General features: G+C 59.5%; 36 protein-coding genes. 18 read left to right on the top strand and 18 right to left on the bottom strand.

The window, feature by feature from the left end:
• Positions 1–35 precede the first annotated feature (35 nt).
• The 4 genes from frp to SynA1524_RS06805 all read right to left on the bottom strand — a co-directional run bounded on the left by frp (position 36) and on the right by SynA1524_RS06805 (position 2,422).
• The gene (frp, locus tag SynA1524_RS06820; protein WP_186496225.1) at positions 36–356 is read right to left on the bottom strand and encodes a fluorescence recovery protein; all 321 of its coding nucleotides are present in this window, start codon (positions 354–356) and stop codon (positions 36–38) included.
• A gap of 45 nt (positions 357–401) precedes the next feature.
• Complete coding sequence (locus SynA1524_RS06815) at positions 402–1,136, bottom strand: fatty acid desaturase (RefSeq protein WP_286188511.1); 735 nt, start codon at positions 1,134–1,136, stop codon at positions 402–404.
• Complete coding sequence (locus SynA1524_RS06810; RefSeq protein WP_186496221.1) at positions 1,126–2,082, bottom strand: orange carotenoid-binding protein; 957 nt, start codon at positions 2,080–2,082, stop codon at positions 1,126–1,128. The genes SynA1524_RS06815 and SynA1524_RS06810 overlap by 11 nt, the downstream gene beginning before the upstream one ends.
• 91 nt (positions 2,083–2,173) lie before the next feature.
• On the bottom strand, positions 2,174–2,422 hold the full coding sequence (locus SynA1524_RS06805; protein WP_286188510.1) for a hypothetical protein: 249 nt from the start codon (positions 2,420–2,422) through the stop codon (positions 2,174–2,176).
• 383 nt (positions 2,423–2,805) lie between these two features.
• Here SynA1524_RS06805 and SynA1524_RS13025 point away from each other — a divergent pair, with 383 nt between their 5' ends.
• From SynA1524_RS13025 to SynA1524_RS06770, 7 genes are all read left to right on the top strand, one after another.
• The gene (locus SynA1524_RS13025) at positions 2,806–3,192 is read left to right on the top strand and encodes a hypothetical protein (RefSeq protein ID WP_286188509.1); all 387 of its coding nucleotides are present in this window, start codon (positions 2,806–2,808) and stop codon (positions 3,190–3,192) included.
• A gap of 58 nt (positions 3,193–3,250) precedes the next feature.
• On the top strand, positions 3,251–3,496 hold the full coding sequence (locus SynA1524_RS06795) for an RNA recognition motif domain-containing protein (RefSeq protein ID WP_042504323.1): 246 nt from the start codon (positions 3,251–3,253) through the stop codon (positions 3,494–3,496).
• 941 nt (positions 3,497–4,437) lie between these two features.
• Positions 4,438–4,623 carry a hypothetical protein gene (locus SynA1524_RS06790; protein ID WP_222930471.1) on the top strand — a complete coding sequence of 62 codons (186 nt, stop codon included), beginning with the start codon at positions 4,438–4,440 and terminating at the stop codon, positions 4,621–4,623.
• 48 nt (positions 4,624–4,671) lie between these two features.
• Complete coding sequence (locus SynA1524_RS06785; protein ID WP_186499663.1) at positions 4,672–4,824, top strand: hypothetical protein; 153 nt, start codon at positions 4,672–4,674, stop codon at positions 4,822–4,824.
• Positions 4,825–4,833: 9 nt separating this feature from the next.
• Positions 4,834–5,226 (top strand): DUF559 domain-containing protein, encoded by a 393-nt coding sequence (locus SynA1524_RS06780; protein ID WP_186496217.1) that lies wholly within the window; start codon positions 4,834–4,836, stop codon positions 5,224–5,226.
• Positions 5,227–5,255: 29 nt separating this feature from the next.
• Positions 5,256–5,609, top strand: a complete 354-nt coding sequence (locus SynA1524_RS06775; protein ID WP_186496215.1) for a hypothetical protein — start codon at positions 5,256–5,258, stop codon at positions 5,607–5,609.
• A gap of 81 nt (positions 5,610–5,690) precedes the next feature.
• Positions 5,691–6,554, top strand: coding sequence for an SDR family oxidoreductase (locus SynA1524_RS06770; RefSeq protein WP_186496213.1), 864 nt, complete (start codon positions 5,691–5,693; stop codon positions 6,552–6,554).
• 9 nt (positions 6,555–6,563) lie between these two features.
• Here SynA1524_RS06770 and SynA1524_RS06765 read toward each other — a convergent pair whose 3' ends face one another.
• Positions 6,564–6,740, bottom strand: a complete 177-nt coding sequence (locus SynA1524_RS06765) for a hypothetical protein (RefSeq protein ID WP_186496211.1) — start codon at positions 6,738–6,740, stop codon at positions 6,564–6,566.
• An 83-nt stretch (positions 6,741–6,823) separates the two neighbouring features.
• On the opposite strand from SynA1524_RS06765, the gene SynA1524_RS06760 reads away from it, so the two are divergent.
• Positions 6,824–7,060, top strand: a complete 237-nt coding sequence (locus tag SynA1524_RS06760) for a hypothetical protein (RefSeq protein ID WP_186496209.1) — start codon at positions 6,824–6,826, stop codon at positions 7,058–7,060.
• On the opposite strand, the gene SynA1524_RS13020 is transcribed toward SynA1524_RS06760, so the two are convergent.
• Positions 7,053–7,181 carry a hypothetical protein gene (locus SynA1524_RS13020; protein WP_286188508.1) on the bottom strand — a complete coding sequence of 43 codons (129 nt, stop codon included), beginning with the start codon at positions 7,179–7,181 and terminating at the stop codon, positions 7,053–7,055. The genes SynA1524_RS06760 and SynA1524_RS13020 overlap by 8 nt on opposite strands.
• Positions 7,182–7,381: 200 nt before the next feature.
• On the opposite strand from SynA1524_RS13020, the gene SynA1524_RS06755 reads away from it, so the two are divergent.
• Complete coding sequence (locus SynA1524_RS06755; RefSeq protein ID WP_286188507.1) at positions 7,382–7,567, top strand: hypothetical protein; 186 nt, start codon at positions 7,382–7,384, stop codon at positions 7,565–7,567.
• Between the two features lie 353 nt (positions 7,568–7,920).
• Positions 7,921–8,052 carry a hypothetical protein gene (locus SynA1524_RS13015; RefSeq protein WP_286188506.1) on the top strand — a complete coding sequence of 44 codons (132 nt, stop codon included), beginning with the start codon at positions 7,921–7,923 and terminating at the stop codon, positions 8,050–8,052.
• A 12-nt stretch (positions 8,053–8,064) separates the two neighbouring features.
• On the opposite strand, the gene SynA1524_RS06750 is transcribed toward SynA1524_RS13015, so the two are convergent.
• Both SynA1524_RS06750 and SynA1524_RS06745 read right to left on the bottom strand, forming a co-directional pair.
• Positions 8,065–8,382, bottom strand: coding sequence for a hypothetical protein (locus SynA1524_RS06750; protein WP_286188505.1), 318 nt, complete (start codon positions 8,380–8,382; stop codon positions 8,065–8,067).
• Positions 8,383–8,427: 45 nt separating this feature from the next.
• Positions 8,428–8,811 carry a DCC1-like thiol-disulfide oxidoreductase family protein gene (locus SynA1524_RS06745; RefSeq protein ID WP_186496205.1) on the bottom strand — a complete coding sequence of 128 codons (384 nt, stop codon included), beginning with the start codon at positions 8,809–8,811 and terminating at the stop codon, positions 8,428–8,430.
• Between the two features lie 14 nt (positions 8,812–8,825).
• On the opposite strand from SynA1524_RS06745, the gene SynA1524_RS06740 reads away from it, so the two are divergent.
• Entirely contained in the window at positions 8,826–9,179 is a 354-nt protein-coding gene (locus SynA1524_RS06740; protein WP_286188504.1) for a DUF8671 domain-containing protein, read from the top strand.
• Between the two features lie 2 nt (positions 9,180–9,181).
• On the opposite strand, the gene SynA1524_RS13250 is transcribed toward SynA1524_RS06740, so the two are convergent.
• The 3 genes from SynA1524_RS13250 to SynA1524_RS06730 form a co-directional block, all read right to left on the bottom strand.
• Complete coding sequence (locus SynA1524_RS13250) at positions 9,182–9,373, bottom strand: DUF8622 domain-containing protein (protein WP_502707891.1); 192 nt, start codon at positions 9,371–9,373, stop codon at positions 9,182–9,184.
• Positions 9,349–9,576, bottom strand: a complete 228-nt coding sequence (locus SynA1524_RS06735) for a DUF2811 domain-containing protein (RefSeq protein WP_186496203.1) — start codon at positions 9,574–9,576, stop codon at positions 9,349–9,351. The genes SynA1524_RS13250 and SynA1524_RS06735 overlap by 25 nt, the downstream gene beginning before the upstream one ends.
• 359 nt (positions 9,577–9,935) lie before the next feature.
• Positions 9,936–10,094 carry a hypothetical protein gene (locus SynA1524_RS06730; RefSeq protein WP_186496201.1) on the bottom strand — a complete coding sequence of 53 codons (159 nt, stop codon included), beginning with the start codon at positions 10,092–10,094 and terminating at the stop codon, positions 9,936–9,938.
• Between the two features lie 125 nt (positions 10,095–10,219).
• On the opposite strand from SynA1524_RS06730, the gene SynA1524_RS06725 reads away from it, so the two are divergent.
• A complete protein-coding gene (locus SynA1524_RS06725; RefSeq protein WP_186496199.1) occupies positions 10,220–10,399 on the top strand; it encodes a hypothetical protein in 180 nt (59 codons plus the stop codon).
• A 298-nt stretch (positions 10,400–10,697) separates the two neighbouring features.
• Positions 10,698–10,862 (top strand): hypothetical protein, encoded by a 165-nt coding sequence (locus SynA1524_RS06720; protein WP_186499662.1) that lies wholly within the window; start codon positions 10,698–10,700, stop codon positions 10,860–10,862.
• A 50-nt stretch (positions 10,863–10,912) separates the two neighbouring features.
• On the opposite strand, the gene SynA1524_RS06715 is transcribed toward SynA1524_RS06720, so the two are convergent.
• Positions 10,913–11,158: a hypothetical protein gene (locus tag SynA1524_RS06715; RefSeq protein ID WP_186496197.1), complete on the bottom strand. Its 246-nt coding sequence runs from the start codon at positions 11,156–11,158 to the stop codon at positions 10,913–10,915.
• A gap of 157 nt (positions 11,159–11,315) precedes the next feature.
• Between SynA1524_RS06715 and SynA1524_RS06710 the strand changes: the two genes are divergently transcribed.
• Together SynA1524_RS06710 and SynA1524_RS06705 are read left to right on the top strand one after the other, a co-directional pair.
• Positions 11,316–11,927, top strand: a complete 612-nt coding sequence (locus SynA1524_RS06710) for a nucleoside kinase (RefSeq protein ID WP_186496195.1) — start codon at positions 11,316–11,318, stop codon at positions 11,925–11,927.
• An 80-nt stretch (positions 11,928–12,007) separates the two neighbouring features.
• Positions 12,008–12,289 carry a 2Fe-2S iron-sulfur cluster-binding protein gene (locus tag SynA1524_RS06705; RefSeq protein WP_186496193.1) on the top strand — a complete coding sequence of 94 codons (282 nt, stop codon included), beginning with the start codon at positions 12,008–12,010 and terminating at the stop codon, positions 12,287–12,289.
• A 3-nt stretch (positions 12,290–12,292) separates the two neighbouring features.
• Here the strand turns inward: SynA1524_RS06705 and nth are convergent, their stop codons facing one another.
• Positions 12,293–12,946: an endonuclease III gene (gene nth, locus SynA1524_RS06700; protein WP_186496191.1), complete on the bottom strand. Its 654-nt coding sequence runs from the start codon at positions 12,944–12,946 to the stop codon at positions 12,293–12,295.
• 65 nt (positions 12,947–13,011) lie between these two features.
• Between nth and SynA1524_RS06695 the strand changes: the two genes are divergently transcribed.
• Together SynA1524_RS06695 and SynA1524_RS06690 are read left to right on the top strand one after the other, a co-directional pair.
• A complete protein-coding gene (locus SynA1524_RS06695; protein ID WP_186496189.1) occupies positions 13,012–13,947 on the top strand; it encodes a metal ABC transporter substrate-binding protein in 936 nt (311 codons plus the stop codon).
• The gene (locus SynA1524_RS06690; RefSeq protein ID WP_186496187.1) at positions 13,947–14,702 is read left to right on the top strand and encodes a metal ABC transporter ATP-binding protein; all 756 of its coding nucleotides are present in this window, start codon (positions 13,947–13,949) and stop codon (positions 14,700–14,702) included. Before SynA1524_RS06695 ends, SynA1524_RS06690 begins: the two co-directional genes overlap by 1 nt.
• On the opposite strand, the gene SynA1524_RS06685 is transcribed toward SynA1524_RS06690, so the two are convergent.
• From SynA1524_RS06685 to SynA1524_RS06665, 5 genes are read right to left on the bottom strand one after another with little or no spacing between them, the layout of a single operon-like run.
• Positions 14,699–14,944 carry a hypothetical protein gene (locus tag SynA1524_RS06685; RefSeq protein WP_186496186.1) on the bottom strand — a complete coding sequence of 82 codons (246 nt, stop codon included), beginning with the start codon at positions 14,942–14,944 and terminating at the stop codon, positions 14,699–14,701. The two genes, SynA1524_RS06690 and SynA1524_RS06685, sit on opposite strands and share 4 nt — an antisense overlap.
• 55 nt (positions 14,945–14,999) lie before the next feature.
• Positions 15,000–16,211, bottom strand: a complete 1,212-nt coding sequence (locus SynA1524_RS06680; protein WP_186496184.1) for a flotillin family protein — start codon at positions 16,209–16,211, stop codon at positions 15,000–15,002.
• The gene (locus tag SynA1524_RS06675) at positions 16,211–17,542 is read right to left on the bottom strand and encodes a flotillin family protein (RefSeq protein WP_186496181.1); all 1,332 of its coding nucleotides are present in this window, start codon (positions 17,540–17,542) and stop codon (positions 16,211–16,213) included. The genes SynA1524_RS06680 and SynA1524_RS06675 overlap by 1 nt, the downstream gene beginning before the upstream one ends.
• A gap of 49 nt (positions 17,543–17,591) precedes the next feature.
• On the bottom strand, positions 17,592–18,098 hold the full coding sequence (locus tag SynA1524_RS06670; protein WP_186496179.1) for an NfeD family protein: 507 nt from the start codon (positions 18,096–18,098) through the stop codon (positions 17,592–17,594).
• A gap of 22 nt (positions 18,099–18,120) precedes the next feature.
• A complete protein-coding gene (locus SynA1524_RS06665) occupies positions 18,121–19,452 on the bottom strand; it encodes a lysophospholipid acyltransferase family protein (RefSeq protein ID WP_186496176.1) in 1,332 nt (443 codons plus the stop codon).
• Between the two features lie 95 nt (positions 19,453–19,547).
• Here SynA1524_RS06665 and SynA1524_RS06660 point away from each other — a divergent pair, with 95 nt between their 5' ends.
• The gene (locus SynA1524_RS06660; RefSeq protein WP_186496173.1) at positions 19,548–20,396 is read left to right on the top strand and encodes a metal ABC transporter permease; all 849 of its coding nucleotides are present in this window, start codon (positions 19,548–19,550) and stop codon (positions 20,394–20,396) included.

Raw genomic sequence — 20,396 nt, 5'->3', positions numbered from 1 at the left:
TGCCTGGTGGTTCTGATCACATCTCTGCGTGTCGATCAGAACATCGACATCGCTTTGACTTTGATCACTTTAGTTTGATCCAACCCTTGCAGATCATCCAAAGCGATCAAACGTTGTTTGATCATGTCGGCTAACACGAACAACACATTACCTTCGTCAAACTCAGCGCGCCCTTCATACAGATAGCGCTCAGTGCTGAGGTGGTCATGCAGCTTCCAGACCGATTCCGGTGTATCAAGGTTGCTGGATTGCTCCTGCAGAGTTGAAATCAAAGCCGTGATTGAACGATGTTTGCCAAGTTCGAAGGCAGTGCGGGCAACGGCCTGTTCTTCGGATGTCCAGTCTGTTGCCGACATGAAGGGGAAAGCGGTGAGGAGGAAATCAGCGTTGGTCAGAAATGGTCAAATGAATGATTCACTTCGGAGTTGTGGCAGCTGAAACCAGGGAGTGGAAGGCGATTCATGATGTTCGCGATGATAGCCAAAGTGGTAACAAGCTGCGAAAGATAGTGCTGGATGCAAGGCCAGGCTGCGCGTTGTCACGCCCGGTCGTGTCGTGGCCCCACGTCGGTGGGGTAACCAGGTTCCCACTAGAAACAATTGACAGGAACTGATGATCAGTGGCAGAACGCTGAACAACAGCAGATGCATGATCTGAACAGGGAGATCAGAACCGTTGAGAATGACAAGTGTCAGCCAAAGAAAACTTAAATTCAACAGTTGTTGGCCACCCAGATAGTTGCCCATAAAGTGAACATACCAATCCAGGATGTTGTTTTTCGTGCAACATTGGTAGTCAGGATCCTGGAACGTTTCCGGTGCCAGGTGATGACGTATGTGGTTGCGGGAACAACGCTCATAAGACAAGCCTGCATACATCATTAAACAAACTTTGCCGATCCAGCTGTTCAATCCGGGATGACCCGGAACAAGACTGGCGTGCATGGAATCGTGGGCAACGATGAACAGCCCGGTATGCAGAAAGGCCCTCAGCAGAATCAAGCTGCCAATCAACAGCCCAGGCGTCTGATCGAGTGGCAGGGTGTAGCTCAGGCCCAGGGAGAGCAGCCAGGCGGATCCAATCAGACCAGCCAGAACCAACCCTTTGCGGGCCTGAGGGCTGAACTCATTTGCCACCCAGCTTGAGCAACTCGGCTGGAGATGCCAGCAAGTCGATGGCCACGAAATAGATTTTGTCGTTTTCATCCAGAAGGAAGCGCCAAGCCACGTTCATGCCCACCTCACGACCGAACCAGGGGGTCTGCACCTTGCCGGTGACCTTGATCTGATTGAAGCCACCTTCGGTCGGCTCGCCATAACCGCCCTGGGGCATCAACTTCAGGTTCTGACAATCCCGCTTGAAGAATTTCTGGATGGCGTCGCGGCCGACAATGGGACGCTGGAACGGGGGCTGCAGAGCACCATCGTTGAGAAACAGATCGATCAGCTGATCAAAGTCGTTGGCATTGAGCAGCTGCATGTAGCTGAGGATGGTCTGATTCAGCACGCCGGGGATCAGAATCTCCTCGCGTTGATCAACCGGTGTCGGAGCCACGATCGGCTCGGTGACCACCTGGCTGTCGTCCACATCGGGGTCGTAGCCCATGTCGACCACGAAGTTGCGCAGCAGGGTGATCTGTTGGCCCTGCTCAACTTTCTTGACGGCCTCCAGCACCGAGTTGGCGTTTGCGGACAACCTGTACCCCTGAGGAATCGGAGCCACCTTGCCCTGGCGCATGAATTCGCCCAGCTCGTACCAGAAGCACAGCTTCACGTTCACCGACCAGTAGGCGTAGCGCGCCGAAATCGGGCTGTTGATCTTGGAAGCCAAATCGCACATCACCTTGGTCTGCTCGTCAAAGCTCATCGCCAGAATTTCATCCATCGTCGGCTGTGCCAGCGCCATGCGGGCCGCACCCGGTGCCGCCACGGTGATGGTCTTCCCCATTTCCAGATAGGCAAACCAGATAAGTGCCAACTGGTCCTCTGCGCTCAGCAGCTTGAAGCGGGCTGTGATGGCCGGGACTGCACCAGCGCTCAACGTGTCTGGGAAGATCTGACGAGCTTTGTCGAGCGTGAACATCCGCAGGGGACACAGAGCCTTCGAACCGTAACACTATGTTTCGAGTTCACGCTGGATTGGGCTCAGGGCCTGCGGATGTCGCTCTGATCTGTTATGGAGTGTTGGGTTTGGCGCGATGGTCGTCAGCAGCCCTGCGGGCATCCTGGGCCCGGCGCCGCAGGGCGGCATGGCGGAAAGCCTTTTCCAGTTTGGTCAGCTTTGGCTGGTTGTCTTGAATGGCGGCCTCAGCACGTGCTTTGGCGGCGTTGATGAAGTCGTCCGATTTGGTGCCACTCAATCCACCCATGGCTTCGCTGCAACTACATCCAGGGTGAACAGTCCAAGGATCGAAAAGCGCCAAACAACAGGCCTTCTATTGATTTGATCCATGCACCCAACAAGGGGAAGGCCGCCCCTCCCGGATGGGAAGGACGGCCTATCTCGCTCGTTTGTGCATAGCAATCGACCTGATCAGTAATGCTTCAGTGAGTTGGAACCTCAAGCAAAGGGACTGAAGAAACGGTCGAAGCGTCTGGCTGGATGGCGCCTGGGGCCATGGGGTCCAGTTGTGAAGGCTTGTGGACTCCTGGGCACCTGAGGACGGTGCAATGGAGTGTCGATTGACGTGGCGCTCAAGGAATGCCTGCCAAAGGACGAGCCTTACGGATGTGTGGAAACTGTTGGAGCAGGAGCCGAGTCAGTCAGGCAGCTTCTGGGTGTTGCTCAGGTGGAGTGTCGGCCGTCATGGGCACCTCCGATCTCGATGACCACAGTGTTGGTCGCGTGGAGCACATCCGGCAATCGGTGTTAAGGCGCATTGCCTCTGGGGCAGCGCCCACCGATGTTGGAAATGGCGTGCCCATGCCTGGTTTTGGCCCAATACCGCTGCAATGTGGAAGACCTGAAGGGCTTTGGTTTCAGATAAGCCAGCTTGGAGTCATGACCATGTCGCTCCAGCACGTGATCGCCCGCAGCAAAGCGCGTGGTCTGATCAACGGATCGGCGACGCCGGACCTTGGTCAAGCGATGGACGTGCACCGTCTCTTAGTACTTGAGGGCGACGCACGTCTTGCTTCAGCTCTGCTGACATTCGTTCTGTCACTGCCACCGCCTACTGAGCCTGCTGGATGAGTGGCATTCAAGGTACGGCTGTATGCGATGGTGAGTTAGTACGGTTTTGGCCTTTTTTTTGACGATTTTCATTGGCAATCTCTCCTGGGACGCTGAGAGAGAAGACCTCGTTCATCTGTTCAGCCAGTACGGCGAGGTCAGCAAGTGTTCGCTGCCTTTGGATCGGGAGACCGGCCGAAAGCGTGGCTTTGCCTTTGTCGACCTTGCCAATGCTGCGGATGAAAAGTCCGCCATCGACGACCTGCAGGACGTCGAGTGGATGGGACGCGGGATCACAGTTCGTCAGGCCGAACCCCGCCGCTGATTTCAGCTCGGTTCAGCGCTTGCCGATGACCTCTTCCCAGCTGATGAGTTGGGGAGAGGTTTTGAGCTGGTTGGAAGGAGGGTGCTTCGGGGTTGCGCTCTTGCGCGCAGTCAAGTTTGCGGCACGCCGTGCGGTGTGTTTCTTCATTGGGTTCAAAACAGGGTTATCGGGTTCTCGCTCGCCTGCGTTATCAGGGTTGCTCAGCTCACAGGCCTGAACAGACCTGCTTCACCACTTCAACATGACACATCGGTGATTGGTGCTGCTGCTCGCGCACGGCTGTTCGCGCTCGACTGATGGACGTGCCCACACAGCAGGATCAGCGCGTGTAGTTTTGTGAAGAAGTTCACGGTTGCGCTGAAAGCGCGCCTCAGCGAGATGTCTACGCAGCTGCTTCTAACCATTTTTGGCGCCTTTTCCGCCGCCAGCATGGTGCTTTGGATCTCGCGCCTCTCAGGTTCGGGGCAGCCCCAAAGTTGATGTCTATTCAGGATCGCTGCCTCCAGCAACGACCGCTGGCTGACCGGGCGTTCATGGATTTCAAGTACACACCCGCCGGCTCTCAGGAGCAGAGGAGTGCTCTCGCTTGCCTGCATGCGTTGGTCCTGGAATGGATTGAGCTCGAGTCAGGTCCTTGTTCTCATGGACATAAAGAAACGTCTCGTCGACATCAAGATCTATTGACCCATTCGCTTGGTTTGTGACTACGCCCTTAGCTTGGCGATCCACGCAATCGGGTCATGCGCAGCTATCAAGACATCAAGCGCAGCAATGAGATTGCGATGGGTCTGTCGTTCATCGTCGTCTCTGTCGCGGTGTTAGCAGCGCTTTCCGTTCTCGCATCCCAGGCCTGAGACCTTCGGTTGAATTCAAAATCCCTCAGTTGGGGTATGTGTCGTCATCATGGTTTCGCCTGAATGGGGACACTGCATCTCCCCGGCATGCCGCCTCTGTTTGATCTAATCCTTGATTGCAATGGCGTGCTCAACACCGAGCGCGTCGAAGCGGCTGATGCCGATGCGGCCTGGCGTGCCGGATTGATGCTGCACCTCGGCACGCTCAAGGGAGTGGTGCAACTGGATGAGGTGGATCAGCCTCAGGGCAACCCTCCAGCTTCAGGGTCTTAATCTTGTCTCAAGATTGGATCGGAGGGTGATGCTGTGGTGATGGTGGCGATGGTCGGCTTCTTGTCTGCGCTTTCGTCTCTGCCCGGGGCGGACGTTGGCTTGTTTCAGCAGCTGAACCAGGAGCTGGGCGCTCTCTGTCAGGCGCCACCTGCCAAGGCGGTCAAGGTGTGTGCATTGCATGCACGGCTGGTGAACCGCTGAACTGCAGGCATGGCTGAGTGGGAGCAGAGGTTCAAGGGGGTTGATCTTCAGTCAGAGGGTCATGTGCGGCTGTGTGAGGCCCTCGAAGCTGCCGGACTTCTGTTCAGTTTTGAGGTGCACATCTGCATTCCTGAGGGTGCAACAGGCACCCGTCGCACCCTGGATCTGCTGGTGATCTCCCCCCATGGGCTGCTCAATGTGGAAATTGACGGAGCTCGCCACAACAAAACCAAACGCCGCGACAAGGATTACAACCGTGATCGTCTCCTCAGTCGCCATCTGCGCACGCTGCGGTTCACCCATGACGCGGTTCTTAGTGATCCTCAGGCGGTGGCGCGCACCATTCAGATTGAGTTGGAGCAGGACCGTCGTTCCCTATTCCAGCAACTCAGTGGGCCGTAGGCGCTGTCACGGCTTCCTACGCTGACGCCATGACTAAGGGATCCATCCCGAACAATCCGGCCCAGGATCTTGAGGCCGCCCGTCAACGGGGTCGCTGGCTGAGCGACGAGGAACAGGCGGAACTCGATCGTCAGAACCAGCGGATTCAGCTGTCCCAGGAACAGGATCGCAGCCGTCGCCATCGATTAACCCTGCTCACAGCCGTTTGCGTTCTGTTGCCACCGCTGTGGCCCGTGGCATTCGGCCTCAGCTTTTATCTACTGTTTCCCCAAACGGCAGCGCGGATCGGTTTTGTGGCGGGTGTTGTTCTGCTGCTGGGGGGGCTGGCTGTTGCCGTTGCACTGGCCCTGGTCACAATCGGATTGCTGCAACTGCTGTTTTGAGCCAACAACAGAGGCTGCAGCGGTTCTTACAACACACTGCCCCATGAATCGTTACGTTATGTAAACACAGGTAAAAAAGTCATGTCAGGTCGGTTCGGAGTGGTGGGTTGTGGTTACGTCGGTTCTGCTGTTGCCCTTCACCTCCGCGCACAGGGCTACGAGCTGACGGGCACCACCACGGGCCCGGCTCGTCTGGCTGAGTTGTGCGATCTGGTCGACCATCCCCGCATTCTTCGAGCTGGTGATTCCGCCGCCGACTTCAGTGTTTTCGACGACCTTGATGGTGTGTTGATTGCCATGGCTCCGACCACGGCCAGCTACGAGGAAGATCAGTACAGGGCGGTTTACGGCGAAGCGGTTCCTGCCATTGTCAAAGCTCTCCGAGAGCGCCCTCGCCAACGTCCGCTTCACGTCAGTTACCTGAGCAGCGCTGGGGTCTATGGCGATCAGTGCGGTGCCGTCACCACGGAGTTGTCATCCCCGGATCTCAGCAACAGCACCAACGAACTACTGGTGCAGGCGGAAAATGCTGTCCTTGGGCTCAACACTCCATCGATTCAGACCTGTGTGCTGAGGTTGGGGGGGATCTACGGGCCCGGAAAAGACATCCCATCGTTCATTCGCAGTGCCTCGGGGCAGCAGGTGGCCAAGAACGGCAACCACATCAATGCCTGGGTGCACCTGGAGGACATCGTTCGCGGGGTTGAGTTTGCCCTGCAGCGCAGACTTCAGGGCATCTACAACCTCGTGGATGACCTTCAACTCAGCCGTCGCGAGCTCTCCAATGCACTCTGCGATGAAGAAGGGCTCCCCCCTGTGATCTGGGACAACCACGATCGTCCAGGGGCCAGGGTGTTCAACGCACGTGTCTCCAATGCACGGCTGCTCCAGATGGGCTTCTCGCTGAGAACCCGGTCCATGCTCGAACCGGTCGCCGCTTGTTGATCCGACCGCTCAGCTGTCGTAGGTGCGGCATCCCTTTCGCCAGGGATTGGCGGCGCAATCCATTGCCCAGTAATCCATTTTCGGAGCGTTCTGCGATTCTTGCGTTGGAACAGCTGGCACCACGGAGCGCCGCCGACCGATGCGTGGCAGGTGATCCGTGATCATTTTCAGTCCGAAGCGAGCCATCATTCCTCTCGTGCTGAATCGGTGCTAGCTCGCCCTTGAGCGAGGCGACAGTCCTTCAAAACGAGTTTTTCTGTAAAAACACCGTGATTCATCCCCTCGAGCTTCTCGATCGATGGCGCCGGCATCTGCCAGGTTCTCGACGCTGGCGGCGCGATTCAGCAGCGGCGGCCACACCACCGGATCAGGATTGGTTGCGGGAGCCCGCAACCCTTGAGGAAGCATCGGCGCTTTATCCTCACCTCAGCCTGGAGCAAGCGATGGTCCGTTATCAACGGTTCAGGCTGGGCATGCGTTGGCAACGGGATCAGGAGCTCAGCTGATCAGCACAAGCGTCAGCTCCAAGCCGATGAAGCCCACGAGAAAAAAGGCTGCCAGCAGAGACGCCTCTCGGAAGAACCGCGCCACGACAACCCCGGCTCCCACCAACACGGAGGAAATCATGATGGCTGTCAGGTCGTCCGACACGGTGTTCAATACGTAACAACATTAACTTAACCAATTAAAACTTCGTCCACGATGAGGCCTCTTGCCGTTTTTGTATCAGAACGAACAATTGGTTGGTCCATTGTTCGGCGTAATGGACTCAATTGAGTTAGTAGACGGCTTTGGATCTCCTCGTTCAACACGCTGATCGACCCGGTTTGGCCCGTCTGATCGTTGCCAGTGTCCATGGTGCGTTATGGCTGCAAACCCACTTCCCGGAGGAGGAATGGACCACGTTGCTATCCGGCGAAGCCTGTTTCGGTATGGATTGCCTGAGCACGCTGCTCGTGGATGCACACTCCGCAGGATTATTTGTGAATGAACCTATTGTTGTTGAATCCTGACGATTCTTGTGTGTTGATAACACCATTCTGAATGATTTGTTGTTGTCGTCGAAGCTGGTTCCAGTAAGGATCTTTGTAACTTTATTCTCTGCCTGAGATATCATCTCTTTCTTCTACGAAGACGAAGATCAAATTCTCCCCCTTCTCCTTCATCATGTGGAGGTTGGTCAAGATCATTGCTCCTGCAGAGATTGCTTGGGAATTCGAGATCGGATGCGTCAGTTGAATCTTGATATCGATCAGTTCAGCGTACGTTTGGTGGCCTGAATTCAGCGTTTGTGAACATCAGTTGAGGACAGCCACAGCAGTGCCAATCCTGTCTCTAGAAATGGTGGGTCCCGTTCTGAGACGCTGTGGCGGACGACTTCTGCACTGAGTTTGCTTCGGCTTTAGCCGTGTTGTTGATTGAAATGAATGCCGAGCTAGAGGATTTCGCCGAACAAGTTGATTTAAGCATCGCTTTGGAACTTGAACCGACCCTCTGACGCTGAACGCGATCAGCTCTCCGCATATCGCAGTGCCTTCAGTCCCATCACCAAGTGAGTTCGGAAGCTGCCCAGGGCCATGACCTGTTTTGGTGTTCTGGTATCGCTGACGGCATCACCCTGGCTTTCGATCCACTGGAGCAGTTCGTTGGTTTGATCTGCCCAGGCACTTAGAGCTGCCCGCAGCAATTCGTCCTCATCAACGCTGGCCATTCGCGCTTGCGTGCCCTCCATCGCTGCTTTGAGCAGGGCGCTGAGCTGGTGGCGGCTCAGGGCATCGGGGACAGAGGAATCGGGGTCGATACTTAAGGAAACCTGAAGGCGATGCATTCACCGTAGACCTGCATGGGGTCGTGATGCCACACCGGTCCTCGCTCAGATCGGTTGAACGTCTGGGTCGACTGGCTTGCCTTGAATGGTCAGGGCGAGTCGTCGTGCCAGCAACAGGGAGGGGTAAACCCCCGCGGCACGTCCATCGTCGCGAAACAGTTGGCGCATCATCAGCAGCAGTGGATCACTCGGTTGCATGCGTCGGCACAGTTCTGCAATGGCCGCGCTTCCGTGCCAAATCGTGTCGCCTTCCAACAGCATCGCCCCGTCAGCTAGGCGGTAACCCTGTTGCTGAAGGCGGCAGCGCAGCTCGTTGTCGGCCCGACCATCACGGATTTCTAGCTCCTTGATACCGCCCACCAACTCACTGCGCAGGGCAAAGGAACGGCAGAAGGGGCAGCCGCCGTCGTAGACGAGGGTGAGAGTCATCGGACAATTCTGTCGTGGGTGCCCTCCTGTCGTTGATCCTGTCGATGCTGATCTGCTTGTTGCCGGCTCCGGCCGCTGCAGACTGGAGCTGTGACGGTGATCCGCTGAGGGTGGAGACCGTGGCTGGTGCGGTGGATCCGACCGGTCTGCCCGGAGGAATTCCGAACACCTCGGCCGGGACGCTCCCCGGAGATGGAGTTCTGATCCACTGGCGTGACATGACCTTGCAGCTACCGCGTACGAACAATGCCGGTGCTCCCAGCTACACCGACGGTCGTTGGTGGTGGCGGGTCGAGGACCCCCTGCAACCGGAATTCCTGCAGCGCCGCGGCTCGATCGTCGCCTACGACTGCCTACCGCTGCCCTGAGTTCAGCGCCGACGGCGTCGCCGATCCGCCTTTCGGGTCCCTCCGTAGCGGTACCCGGGTTGCGCTTTCAGCGCGGGCCAGCAGGAGGGACAAACGAAGATCCACTCCGTCAGCGCATCGGTTCGGACCCTGTAGTGCAGCTCTCCGGGTGATGCACAGCAATCACAGCTCAGCGCTCGAGCGCCATCTGGCATGGGTCTGGCCTGTGGTGGAACAGTCCTTTTAGATAGTGCTGCGCCACCATCCGCTCCTGGCTGCCCTGCTGAAACAGGAAGCCAGCGATGGCCACCTGGACCAGTCGGTACTGGTCCCATTGCGGATGGCTCTCGATGAATCGGCCCATGGCTTCACAAAGATCCTGCGGCAACTGGTTTTCCACACTGACGTGTGGCGGCATGGAATCCGGAGTGGTCAGCAAATTGCTCTCTGCGCTTCCTGCAATCCATCTCCGCACGTCAGGAGTCGGTTCGTCAAAACCGTTCCGATGGACCGATCAAGTTGACCTTGTTCGGGGTGAGATCAGTTTTTGCAGTCGTTCTGGAGCGCGATGTGCGCTGGACTACAGGCTGCTCTCCGGCCTCGTCAAGAGGAAAACCGGTTTTCCCCCGCCAGTGGCAGACCCGTCTTGGCATCGACATCCTGAGGATGTCGGATTGTGGAAAAGCTGTTAGGAACATTGGCGAAGCCGTGGATTGATTCATCGTTAACTGCTTCTGATCAATCATTGGCGAGCTGATTGGCGATCGTGTTTCTGTCTCAGGAGAGCCAGAAGCCCCCCTGCATCAATGTGCTCCAGAGCTGCTGTTGGTCGTCCACTGCATCGGTGGTCGATGGCGATTGGCGCATGGGCGGGGTCCACCAGTCCCGCATGCGATCAATGGGCGCGCGTCGGCGCGGCCACGGGCATGAGGTCATGACGAAAAGGGGGTTCTGGTGTTAGTGCAGCGTGAACAGTGGTTGTTGGCATGGGTTGTTTCACTTATTGCATCCCCGTTCGTGCTGAGAGTGTTGGCATGGTGATTCCATTGCGTCGTTGATCCATGGACGAGCCCTCCTCGGTGACGCCGCTCACGGCCCTGGTGGTCGATGCGGAAGGGAGGCTCACCTACATGGGTGTGGATGGACGACGTCGGGTGATCGTTGGCGATGCAGAGCTCCTCAAGCGCCTGCAGCAGCTTCATGACGACAGCGGCAATGTCGACGGCGGTTGCGGAATCTGATCAGCCAGTTGACGCACTAGTACAGACGCACTAGAACAGGTGTATCAGTGAGGTCCTCATGGCTTGCAGCTCTCCCTACGCCACCTTCCGTGCCGATGCCTGGATGCGGCAGTCCCTGATTCGCCCCCGCAAAGTGCTGAGTGACACGCCAGCGTCCGCGCCGCCTCGCTCGGCAAGTTGCAAGGTCAGGTCTTCGCGGTCCTCTGCAGCTGTTCAGGGTGAATTGTTTCTTTTTCCCGTCATCGTGTCCTGCTGAGCCTCGATGACGGGCAGTCCATGGCGATGCGTGACTGCTCAGATGCATCCACTGTCCAGATCTGGCAATCTGAACATTTCGGCATTGCCTTCCATGCTGCTGTTCGCTTCTCAGACGGCCCCCGGTGGCCCGACGGTCATCCTTCCCGCCCTGCTGGTCACTGGCCTTCTGATCGCGGCATCCCAGGCGTTCGTTCCCAAGGGCTGATCACAAAAAAGCGGGGGAGTGTCCCCCGCTCCTTGCTGTTGTCTGGAGAATCAATACACCCCGTAGCTCACGCCGCGGTAGCGAAGTTCGCGGCCGCCGGTGGCCTCCTGATCCTGTTGGATCGGGTCATATGCCACGCCGCGATAGCGCAGTTGTGGCTTCTGGCCAAATTCCACCGGTGTGTGGGTGGCATCGATGTGGTCAGCACTGCCGAAGGCCTTGGCCATCTGCAGGCGCGCCCGTTGCATGGCCCGGGTGCGGGTGGTGCGGGCTTTGATCAGTTGAAGTGTGTTCATGACATCACCTCTTCAGCGCCCATGCCCCCGTTGCCTGGCGTGGGTCTGACTGCAGCTCCATGGATGAAGCTCAACGTGCCTTGACCATAGGCCATTTCTGTAACAACGGCTACCAATTGGCGACTGTGCTCTTGTCTGGCCTTGCCAGCATGGATTCATGACCCCGTTATGGCCTGTCCTCTGTATTTGTGGCCCTTCCGCGGCCGGCAAAACCACCTTTGCGGCGTCTCTTTCGCAAGCCCTGCAGGCCCGTGGTCGTCAGCCTCTGCAGATCGCCTGCGACGACTACTACCGCCAGGATTGGAGTCCCCATCCGCTGTTCGGGTTCGACACAGCAGATGCCATCGATGATCAGGCCCTGCGGGTTGATCTTTCCGCGGCACGTCAGGGGCAGGCCCAGACTTTGCGCACGTACGACATGCGCACCCGCCGCGTTCAGCGGCGGTCGATCACAACTGCTTACAACGTGATTCTTCTGGAAGGTGCCTACGGACCTCAGCACCTGGTGAACGATTTCCCGTTCCTTTTGGTGGTTTATCTGGAGGAGTCCGTGCCCCGGCGACTGTGGCGACGTTTGCGGCGGGACGTCCGCGATCGCCATCGTTCCCCCCGCTATGTGATCCGTCAGATGTTGCGGGAGATGCTGCCTGGGGAGCGCCATTTCATCCAACCCCTCAAACAGAACGCCAGTGTTGTGATCCGCGATCAGTCCAAGGGGCTTGACCAGGTGCTGACTCTGTTGGGATCCGTTGGCTCAGACGACGTCTGAGTGGGACCCAGGCGTTGTCTTGATTGGCACGGCACGTTTTGACCGCCGCGGCTAACAAGCGGGAAGTCTGTTTTCTCCGAATGGCCTCCTACAAGATCAGCATCGAAGGTGGTTCCACCTTTGAGTGCGCCGATGACGTGTACATCCTCGACGCCGCTGAAGAAGCCGGTGTGGATCTGCCCTACTCCTGCCGAGCCGGAGCCTGCTCCACCTGCGCCGGCAAGTTGCTGAGTGGGTCCGTTGACCAGACCGACCAGAGCTTCCTGGACGACGATCAGATCGGCCAGGGATTTGCCCTGCTCTGCGTCAGCTATCCCACCAGCGACTGCAGCATCAAGGCCAACGCCGAGGACGACCTCTGACGGTCACGCTTTGCGTGTGATCACTGGTTTGCGGCGGTTCGGATACAGCTCCCGGCACATCGGACAGATCCGACCGTCGCAGCCGCGGGCGGTGCAGAACTCCCGCCCGTAGAAAATGATCTGCAGGTGCAGTCGATTCCAGGCCTCCCGCGGGAACAGATCCTTGAGGTCTCGCTCGGTGCGCTGCACGTTGTCGCCGTTGCTCAGTCCCCAGCGCTGGGCCAGGCGATGAATATGAGTGTCCACAGGAAAGGCCGGTACGCCGAAGGCCTGGGACATCACCACGCTGGCGGTTTTGTGCCCAACGCCCGGCAGTGCCTCCAGCGCCTCGAAACTCTGGGGGACCTCGCCGTCATGACGCTCCAGCAACAACTGCGCGAGTCGGCGGACATTCTTGGCTTTGGTCTTCGCCAGGCCCAGTTGGCGGATGTGCTGCAGGATCTGCTGCTCCTCAAGTTGTGCCATGGCCGCAGGGTCAGGCCCAGCGGCAAACAGAGCCGGGGTCACCTCGTTCACTTTTTTGTCTGTGCACTGGGCGCTGAGCAGCACCGCGATCAGCAACGTGAATGGATCGCTGTGATCCAGAGGGACCGGCGTCTCCGGATACTGGTCGTTCAGCCGTTCCAGCGCCACCTGCGCTCGTTCCTTCTTGCGCATGGACCTCACCGGCTCTCCACAGGCAATGATGCCTGCAGTGCAATGGCGTTGACGTCGCAGCTGTTATGGCGTCGTTGAAAAGGGTGGTTCGACATTCGTTCAGCCTGGTGCTGCTGGCCTTGGTTGCATTGGCCGGCTGCAGCAGTCGCGATCCAGAACAGCAAACCTCCGATTCCAGACCAACGGTTCTCACCAGCTTCACCGTGCTGGCCGATCTGGCAAGAAATGTGGCTGGGGATCGCCTACATGTGCGCTCCATCGTCAAGCCTGGAGCCGAAATCCACGGCTATCAGCCCACCCCCAGTGACATCGAACGGGCCAGTTCCGCTGATCTGATTGTTGAAAACGGTCTGGGCCTGGAGCTCTGGTTCCGTCGATTCACGGCTGCCGCTGGTGACGTGCCGACCCTCACCCTTGCCGAAGGGATGCAACCGCTGCTGATCACAGAGGATGCTTACGCCGGAAAGCCCAATCCCCACGCCTGGATGTCGCCGCAGCGGACGATGCACTACGTGGATCGCTTGGTGGATGCTTTTTCAGACCTCGATCCAGCTGGCGCTGAACAGTTCGCAGCCAATGCCGCCGTTTACAAGGCTGAGCTTCAGCAGCTGGACCATGATCTGCGCGATGCCCTTCAAACCATTCCGCCAGAGCGTCGGCTGTTGGTGACCTGTGAAGGGGCCTTCTCCTACCTGGCGCAGGACTATGGCTTCGAGGAGGCCTACCTCTGGCCAGTGAATGCGGAGAGTCAGGTCACGCCGAAGCGGATGGCCCGCCTGATCGCGACCGTTCGGGAGCGTGACATTCCCACGATTTATTGCGAAAGCACGGTCTCCGACAAGGCGCAGCGGGAGGTGGCCACTGCCGCTGGGGCCCGCTTCGGGGGCAGCTTTTACGTTGATTCCCTCTCGGAGGCAGATGGACCGGCCCCTTCGTTGCTGGAGCTCCAGCGTCACAATATGGATCTGATCAGGTCCGGACTTCTGGAGGTGCAGCGCTGATGCGGATCGAGGCGGATCAGCTCTGCGTTGACTACAACGGCACCGTGGCGCTCTATGACGCCAGCCTGCACCTTCCCGCTGGTTGCATCTGCGGCCTGGTGGGCATGAATGGTGCCGGCAAGTCCACCTTGTTCAAAGCTCTCACCGGCTTTGTCCGTCCATCCCGTGGACGCATCCGTATCAACGGTGCTCCAGTCGCGGAGGCCCAGCGGCAGCAGTCGGTGGCCTACGTACCCCAGAGCGAGGGGATCGATAGTCAGTTCCCTGTCTCCGTCTGGGATGTGGTGATGATGGGGCGCTACGGCGCCATGAATCTGCTGCGCATTCCCCGCAGTTCCGATCGGGTGGCTGTGCGCGACGCCTTGAAGCGGGTGGATCTGTTTGACCTTCGCTCAAGGCCGATCGGAGCCCTCTCCGGTGGACAGCGCAAACGCGCCTTTCTGGCTCGGGCGATCGCGCAGCGTGCCGATGTGCTCCTGCTGGATGAACCCTTCAACGGCGTTGACGTTCGCACTGAAAAGTTGATGGCGGAACTGTTCATGCAGTTCCGCGAGGACGGCCGCACGATTCTTATCTCCACCCATGACCTGAGTCATGTGCGGGAGTTCTGCGATCTCGTGGTGTTGATCAACAAAACCGTTCTGGCCTACGGCGAAACCTCCGAGGTGTTCACCCCAGAGAATCTCGCCATGACGTTCGGTGGGTTGCCGCCGGATCTGTTGACCGGCAACAGCTCCAGCGACGATTCCCTTTAATCGACTGCTTCGGCCCCGCGCTCCATCACGCGGTTGAGCACCTGCTCCTTGATCCGGGCGCGATCCCGTTCCACATAGATCTCAGCCCAGTGTTCGGGCTTCGACTTGGCCTTCACCGGTTCCAGCTGCTCTTCGATTTCGGCGAACACGCTGTCCACGAAGGCCGCCGGATCGTCGCCGAAGCTGTCATGCCGGGCCAGCACCTTGTCCAGACGGTTGATCAGACGGGTGGCACGCGACATGGGGAGAGAGAAACTTAAGTTTGATCCTGGCGAAGCTGTAGCAGAAAGAACCGTTTCATTCGCTCTCGCTGACAGGCAGACGCAAGCCGGTGCTCTGCTGCAGTTGTTTCAGCAGGGTGGCCAGGGACAGGTTGATCTGCCCCTCCCGCTCACCGATCAGGTTCACCTCCTCCACCTCGATCGGCTGAACGGTGTCGCTGAGCATCGTCAGCAGCGGCTCGAGTTTCTGCAGCAGGAACAATCGTTTGGCGTCATCGCCGGACCGTTTCAGCGACTCCACCAGATCCCGCAGACCTTCCGCCTGGGAGCGACCCTGCTCGACGATCGTGGCCGCTTCACCTTTGGCCTCGGCCATCATTGTCTGGCATTCCGATTCCGCCGGGGCGATCACATCCGCTTCGAGCTGCTGCGTGACCTGCTTGATGCGTTCCTGTTGCACCGGCACCTCAGCTTCGGCACGGGCCAGTTCGGCTCCCACCTCAGCCTGAACCTCCGCCACCAGGGCCTCGCGGCGCGTCAGGGCGTCCTTCACCCGTTTTTCTGCATCGGCCGTGGCAATCGCAAGGTCCTTGTCGAGCCGCCTGAGTGCCGTGATCCGTTCGTTCTCCGCCTGCTTCACCGCTGACTGTGACTTCGCTTCCGCTTCTGCGATGCGGGAATCACGCTTCAGTTCAACCAGTTGCTTGCGGCCGATCGAATCGAGGTAGCGCACATCGTCGGAGATGTTCTGAATCTGCAGGGTGTCGAGCACCAGCCCCAGTTTCTGCAGGTCGTCCTCCGCTTCCTCCAGCAGGGTGCGGGCAAAGGTGACCTTGTCTTCGTTGAGCTGCTCCGGCGTCAGGCTGGCCATCACACCGCGCAGGTTGCCCTCAAGGGTTTCCTTGGCGATGTGCCGAATCTCATCCTGCTCCTTGCCGATCAGGCGTTCGATGGCGTTATGGATCCCGGGCTCATCGCTCGAGATTTTGATGTTGGCAACCCCGGAGACGTTCAGCGGAATGCCTCCCTTGGAGTAGGCGTTATCCACCTTGAGGTCGATGATCATGTTGCTCAAATCGAGCCGCATCACCTCCTCCAGAAGGGGAATGCGTAGGGCACTGCCGCCGCGCACGGTTCGATAGCCGACATTCCGGCCGCTGCCGGTGGTGCGGCGCAGACCGGCGAAGATCAGCACCTCACTGGGCTGACAGATGTAATACAGCTGCCGCAGCAGCACCACGAAGGCCCAGATGCCGGCGGCGCCGGTGAGTCCGATGGCAATGAACATCAGTTGTCTCCTTGCTGAGTCGTGGACAGGGTGGCGAGCAAGTCGATGCCGAGGATCTCCTTCACCTGCTCAAAGAACTGGCGAACCACAACGTGGTTCAGGGCCACGAGGCTGGCGAGGCTGGTGGCGTCGTTGCCATCGAGGCTGGTGATCCGTTTCAGGGTCAGTCGTGAAGGAAGACGCGTGGCCTGGTCGAGCACCATCTCGATCTGCTGAAGCAGGAACACCAGCTCAGCGGTGCTGCCGGCGTCCTCCCACACCTGGGTCAGCAGGTCATTGACCAGGGCGCTGGCCTTCACATCCTCGGCGGTGGCAGCCGCCTGACCGCGGGCGCGCAGTTCCCGCGCCCGTTGCCTCGCCTGGGCAGGCAGCACCTCCTCCGCCTCCAGCCTCAGACGCTCCAGCTCGGAGCGCACTTTCTGCAGCTGTTGCTGGGCCTTCGCTCTTGCTTCCAGTTCCGCTGCCGTCGTGCGTTCCTCCTCGGAACGGGCCTGCTTCTCCATCTGGGCCACCTTGGTGCGCACCGCGTTGTCTTTCTCCAGCACCACGGTGTCGGCTTCGGTGCGGACCACCTCCGCCACTTCTTCCATCTCGGCCTCCTTGCGCTCGGCTTCTCCGATCGCCTCGGCCTCTGCGATTTCCGCATCCCGGACGATCTGGGCCACCCGGCGGCGGCTGATCGAGTTCAGGTAATCCACGTCATCGAAGACACTCTGAATTTTGAGGGTGTCCAGTTGCATCCCTAGTCGTCGCAGGTCATCGCCGACGTCATCGGCGATTCGTTCAGCGAAGCGCAGTCGGTCCTCATTCACTTGTTCCGGGGTGAGCTGGGCCAGCACGCTGCGCAGGTTGCCCTCCAGGTTTTCTTTGGCCACTTGCACGATCTCTTCCGAATCACGGCCGAGAAAGCGCTCGATGGCGTTGTTACGCACATCGGGATCGCTGCTCACCTTCACATTGGCGATCGCCTGGATGTTCAGCGGTGTCCCCCCCTTGGAGTAGGCGTTCTTCACCTCCACCAGCACCGGCAACAACGTGACATCCATGCGGCGGGCTGTTTCCAGAATCGGCTTGACAAAGGTCCAGCCGCCGTTGGCCACCACCCGGTAGCCCTTCATTCCCTGCTGACCCTGGTTGCTGCGGCTTCCTGTGACCACCAGCATTTCGTTGGGCCGGCAGATCCGGATCATCCAGCGACTGATCAGGTTCAGGGCCACCAGAAGAATTAACAGAGCAGTAACACCGCCGATGACCGCCTCGCTCTGGTTGCGGTTGGGGGGAAGGAATGCCGGTGTTGTGGCCTGGGTCTGCAGAACTGGTGGATGCGTCATGGCAGCGGCAGGGCTGACCCCTGGATAGCGCCGATTGGTTGAAGGGGCTTCAGTTCGCGTTTTCCAGCGCTTCCACCTCCAGGGTGTTGGCATCGGCACGGATCACCACAACGTTGGTGTCGCGGGGAAGGCGTCCCTGGCGGCAGCGAGCCGGACGACGGATCAGGCTGCCGCGGACGCTCAGTTCCACAAAGCCCCGCTCGCCGGCCTCAATCGTCAGAGAGACCCTGCCCTGTTGTCCGATCAGGTCATCGCTGCGCACCAGGCTGTCGGCCTCGCGGCGGCCCAGGGTCTTCAGGACTCGATTGGCACCCCATCCCATCAGCAAGCCCATGGGCAGAGCCACAGCGCTGGGGGGAATCCAGGCCCCTGGCGGACTCAACAGCAACATCAGCACACCGCAGAGCCCGAATCCCGTCAGTCCGAAGGACCAGAACGGTGTGCTGAACAGCAAGGACAGGTTGCCCGCCTCACCGTCCAAACCTCCCTCATTGTCGAGGGACAGGCTGATCAGCACGGCCCCGGCCAGCAGGCAGACGAGATAAGCGATGAGCATTGAGGTGTCCTGGAGGAAAGATTCAGGCTGGAGAGATCAGGGAGCTGAGTTCGTCGTCCAAAGCCTGCGTGAGGTGCTGGACGGCGCGACGTCTGTTGTGCCGGTAGTCCTGGAGACGGGTGTGCACCGGCAGGGGATCACCGAGGCTCAACTCCACCCGTTGCGGTCCCAGAGAAGGCCGTGCTGGCCAGGGCTTGGATTCAATCCAGCCGATCGCTTCCTCCACCAGCAGCAGCATCTCCGCCAAACGGTCGAAGTCCGGAGCATCACTGACGTAATGACCACTGACGCTGGTGAAGTGCTCCACCAGCCGCATGCGGCTGAGCTGCAGATCGGCTTCCTGGGCTTCCCAGTCCGCCAGGCCCCGTTCGAGGGTCGGCAGCTGGTCCAGTCCCTCCCGGTAAATGCGATCCCATGCGGCCTGTTCGATGCTGCGGCAGCGCTCCTGCAGGGTGCCGCCGGCCTTCAGCTGAAAGTGCGCTTCCGCTGTGGCCAGACCGTGCAGCCGGTACGCCTCGATTCGTTCCGTCAGGCTTTGACCCTCCGGGGGGTTGAGGCGCTCCAGTTGCTCAAGGGCCGACATCAGGTGGGCACCGATGCGCAGCAATCGGTCCCGGCGTGGGCTGATCGGATCCTCAGCTGGCTTCTTTGAAGGCTCGACGCCGAGATGGGTCTCCAGAGCAGTGAGCCGTTGATCGAGAGCGCCCCAGCGCTGCTGGCGCCAGCTGTAGCGGATGCCAAGCGGCAGCAACTGCAGCTCCCGTCTGTCGTTGGTTTTGGTGAGATCGTCGGCTGCCCAGAAGGCCAGCTGCGCCACCCCCGGCTCTAACGGCGCCATCTCTCCGGAGAGATTGTTGGTGGCGCCTTCCGGTGCCACCACCAGGGCATGGCGGCCCTGCACCAACGTGGCGCGGGCCTGGGCAAGGGCTGGACGGTCGAGTCGGCCGCGGTGAATGGCGATGCCACCGCAACGCTGCAGCAGCCATCCGATCACCGGGCCAGCCCAGATCGGGATGCCGCGGTCGTAGAGGAAGCGGAGCTCCACCGGGCGTGGCAGGGGCTGGAGCAAGGCGGCCGCCTCAGCGGGAATGCGATTCCAGAACAGATCAGCCAGCACCAACGGATCCCGGGTGCTGGGATGGCGGAACGCGATCAGAAGCGTGCTCTGTCCTGCCTGTTGAGCAGCGAACGCCTTCGCCAGACCCTGGGCGGCGTTGCCGCTGCGCAGTTCAAGGCCCTGCAGCCGGAACAGCCGGGGAAGCACCCGTTGAATCAGCCCCTGCACAAGCCTGCTCGGCCGTGTCGGCAACCGGCGCAAGGCCGGTCTGGCGATCAGGGTGGAGGCGCGGGGCATCGGGCCGAAGCCTGGGCCCCCATCCTGATGGCTCTCGCGCAGGCTCAACCGTCGCTTTCATGGTTGAGGATGAACACCACCCTGTCTTGCCCTGCATGGATTGGCTGCTGGAGCCCCTCAGTCATGCCTTCATGGTGAGAGCGCTGTTGGTAAGTGCTCTGGTGGGGGGTGTCTGCGGATTGCTGTCCTGCTACATGACCCTGAAGGGTTGGGCGCTGATGGGGGATGCCGTGTCCCATGCGGTGTTGCCCGGAGTGGTGGTGGCCTATGCCCTGGGTCTCCCCTTTTCGCTGGGGGCGTTTGTCTTCGGGGTGGGTTCGGTGGCGGCGATCGGCTTTGTGAAGCAGAAGTCCCGGGTCAAGGAAGACACCGTGATCGGTCTGGTGTTCACGGGATTTTTTGCTCTCGGTCTGGTGCTGGTGTCCAAGACCCGCAGCAACATTGACCTCACCCACATTTTGTTCGGCAACGTCCTCGGCATCACAGCCGGAGACATTCAGCAGACGCTGCTGATTTCCGCACTCGTGTTGCTGCTGCTGTTGTTGTTCAGGCGGGATCTGATGCTGTTCTGCTTCGACCCCACCCACGCCCGCTCGATCGGGATCAACACGGGTGTTCTTCATTACATGCTGCTGGGCCTGCTCTCCCTGGCGGCGGTGGTTGGCCTCCAGACGGTGGGCATCATCCTGGTGGTGGCGATGCTGGTGACACCTGGCGCCACGGCCTATCTGCTCACCGATCGCTTTGATCGCATGACGGTTCTGGCGGTGATCAGTAGCGTCCTGTCGAGTGTTTTCGGTGTGTTCGTCAGCTACTGGAGCGATAGCTCCACCGCCGGGTGCATCGTCTTGGTTCAAACAGCGCAGTTTCTGCTGGCCTTCCTGTTTGCACCGCGCCATGGCGTGCTGCGACGGTCCAAGGGGCAGTTGACTGGTGACCTCTGA

This window comes from Synechococcus sp. A15-24, assembly GCF_014280195.1.
In the GTDB taxonomy this organism is placed as follows: domain Bacteria; phylum Cyanobacteriota; class Cyanobacteriia; order PCC-6307; family Cyanobiaceae; genus Parasynechococcus.
This window is presented reverse-complemented; position numbering and strand designations above follow the sequence as displayed.

Bases quoted from the DNA above. Each gene is read 5' to 3' on its own strand.
- SynA1524_RS06665 (WP_186496176.1), bottom strand. From the start codon at position 19,452: ATGCCCCGCGCCTCCACCCTGATCGCCAGACCGGCCTTGCGCCGGTTG.
- SynA1524_RS06770 (WP_186496213.1), top strand. From the start codon at position 5,691: ATGTCAGGTCGGTTCGGAGTGGTGGGTTGTGGTTACGTCGGTTCTGCT.
- SynA1524_RS06685 (WP_186496186.1), bottom strand. From the start codon at position 14,944: ATGTCGCGTGCCACCCGTCTGATCAACCGTCTGGACAAGGTGCTGGCC.
- SynA1524_RS13250 (WP_502707891.1), bottom strand. From the start codon at position 9,373: ATGCCAGATGGCGCTCGAGCGCTGAGCTGTGATTGCTGTGCATCACCC.
- SynA1524_RS06675 (WP_186496181.1), bottom strand. From the start codon at position 17,542: ATGACGCATCCACCAGTTCTGCAGACCCAGGCCACAACACCGGCATTC.
- SynA1524_RS06810 (WP_186496221.1), bottom strand. From the start codon at position 2,082: ATGTTCACGCTCGACAAAGCTCGTCAGATCTTCCCAGACACGTTGAGC.
- nth (WP_186496191.1), bottom strand. From the start codon at position 12,946: ATGCGCAAGAAGGAACGAGCGCAGGTGGCGCTGGAACGGCTGAACGAC.
- SynA1524_RS06725 (WP_186496199.1), top strand. From the start codon at position 10,220: ATGGACGAGCCCTCCTCGGTGACGCCGCTCACGGCCCTGGTGGTCGAT.
- SynA1524_RS06695 (WP_186496189.1), top strand. From the start codon at position 13,012: ATGGCGTCGTTGAAAAGGGTGGTTCGACATTCGTTCAGCCTGGTGCTG.
- SynA1524_RS06660 (WP_186496173.1), top strand. From the start codon at position 19,548: ATGGATTGGCTGCTGGAGCCCCTCAGTCATGCCTTCATGGTGAGAGCG.
- SynA1524_RS06715 (WP_186496197.1), bottom strand. From the start codon at position 11,158: ATGAACACACTTCAACTGATCAAAGCCCGCACCACCCGCACCCGGGCC.
- SynA1524_RS06710 (WP_186496195.1), top strand. From the start codon at position 11,316: ATGACCCCGTTATGGCCTGTCCTCTGTATTTGTGGCCCTTCCGCGGCC.
- SynA1524_RS06730 (WP_186496201.1), bottom strand. From the start codon at position 10,094: ATGACCTCATGCCCGTGGCCGCGCCGACGCGCGCCCATTGATCGCATG.
- SynA1524_RS06670 (WP_186496179.1), bottom strand. From the start codon at position 18,098: ATGCTCATCGCTTATCTCGTCTGCCTGCTGGCCGGGGCCGTGCTGATC.
- SynA1524_RS06745 (WP_186496205.1), bottom strand. From the start codon at position 8,811: ATGACTCTCACCCTCGTCTACGACGGCGGCTGCCCCTTCTGCCGTTCC.
- frp (WP_186496225.1), bottom strand. From the start codon at position 356: ATGTCGGCAACAGACTGGACATCCGAAGAACAGGCCGTTGCCCGCACT.
- SynA1524_RS06735 (WP_186496203.1), bottom strand. From the start codon at position 9,576: ATGCCGCCACACGTCAGTGTGGAAAACCAGTTGCCGCAGGATCTTTGT.
- SynA1524_RS13020 (WP_286188508.1), bottom strand. From the start codon at position 7,181: ATGATTTCCTCCGTGTTGGTGGGAGCCGGGGTTGTCGTGGCGCGGTTC.
- SynA1524_RS06705 (WP_186496193.1), top strand. From the start codon at position 12,008: ATGGCCTCCTACAAGATCAGCATCGAAGGTGGTTCCACCTTTGAGTGC.
- SynA1524_RS06785 (WP_186499663.1), top strand. From the start codon at position 4,672: ATGGTCGGCTTCTTGTCTGCGCTTTCGTCTCTGCCCGGGGCGGACGTT.
- SynA1524_RS06780 (WP_186496217.1), top strand. From the start codon at position 4,834: ATGGCTGAGTGGGAGCAGAGGTTCAAGGGGGTTGATCTTCAGTCAGAG.
- SynA1524_RS06680 (WP_186496184.1), bottom strand. From the start codon at position 16,211: ATGTTCATTGCCATCGGACTCACCGGCGCCGCCGGCATCTGGGCCTTC.
- SynA1524_RS06790 (WP_222930471.1), top strand. From the start codon at position 4,438: ATGCCGCCTCTGTTTGATCTAATCCTTGATTGCAATGGCGTGCTCAAC.
- SynA1524_RS06690 (WP_186496187.1), top strand. From the start codon at position 13,947: ATGCGGATCGAGGCGGATCAGCTCTGCGTTGACTACAACGGCACCGTG.
- SynA1524_RS06720 (WP_186499662.1), top strand. From the start codon at position 10,698: ATGCATCCACTGTCCAGATCTGGCAATCTGAACATTTCGGCATTGCCT.
- SynA1524_RS06775 (WP_186496215.1), top strand. From the start codon at position 5,256: ATGACTAAGGGATCCATCCCGAACAATCCGGCCCAGGATCTTGAGGCC.
- SynA1524_RS06765 (WP_186496211.1), bottom strand. From the start codon at position 6,740: ATGGCTCGCTTCGGACTGAAAATGATCACGGATCACCTGCCACGCATC.
- SynA1524_RS13025 (WP_286188509.1), top strand. From the start codon at position 2,806: ATGGGCACCTCCGATCTCGATGACCACAGTGTTGGTCGCGTGGAGCAC.
- SynA1524_RS06750 (WP_286188505.1), bottom strand. From the start codon at position 8,382: ATGCATCGCCTTCAGGTTTCCTTAAGTATCGACCCCGATTCCTCTGTC.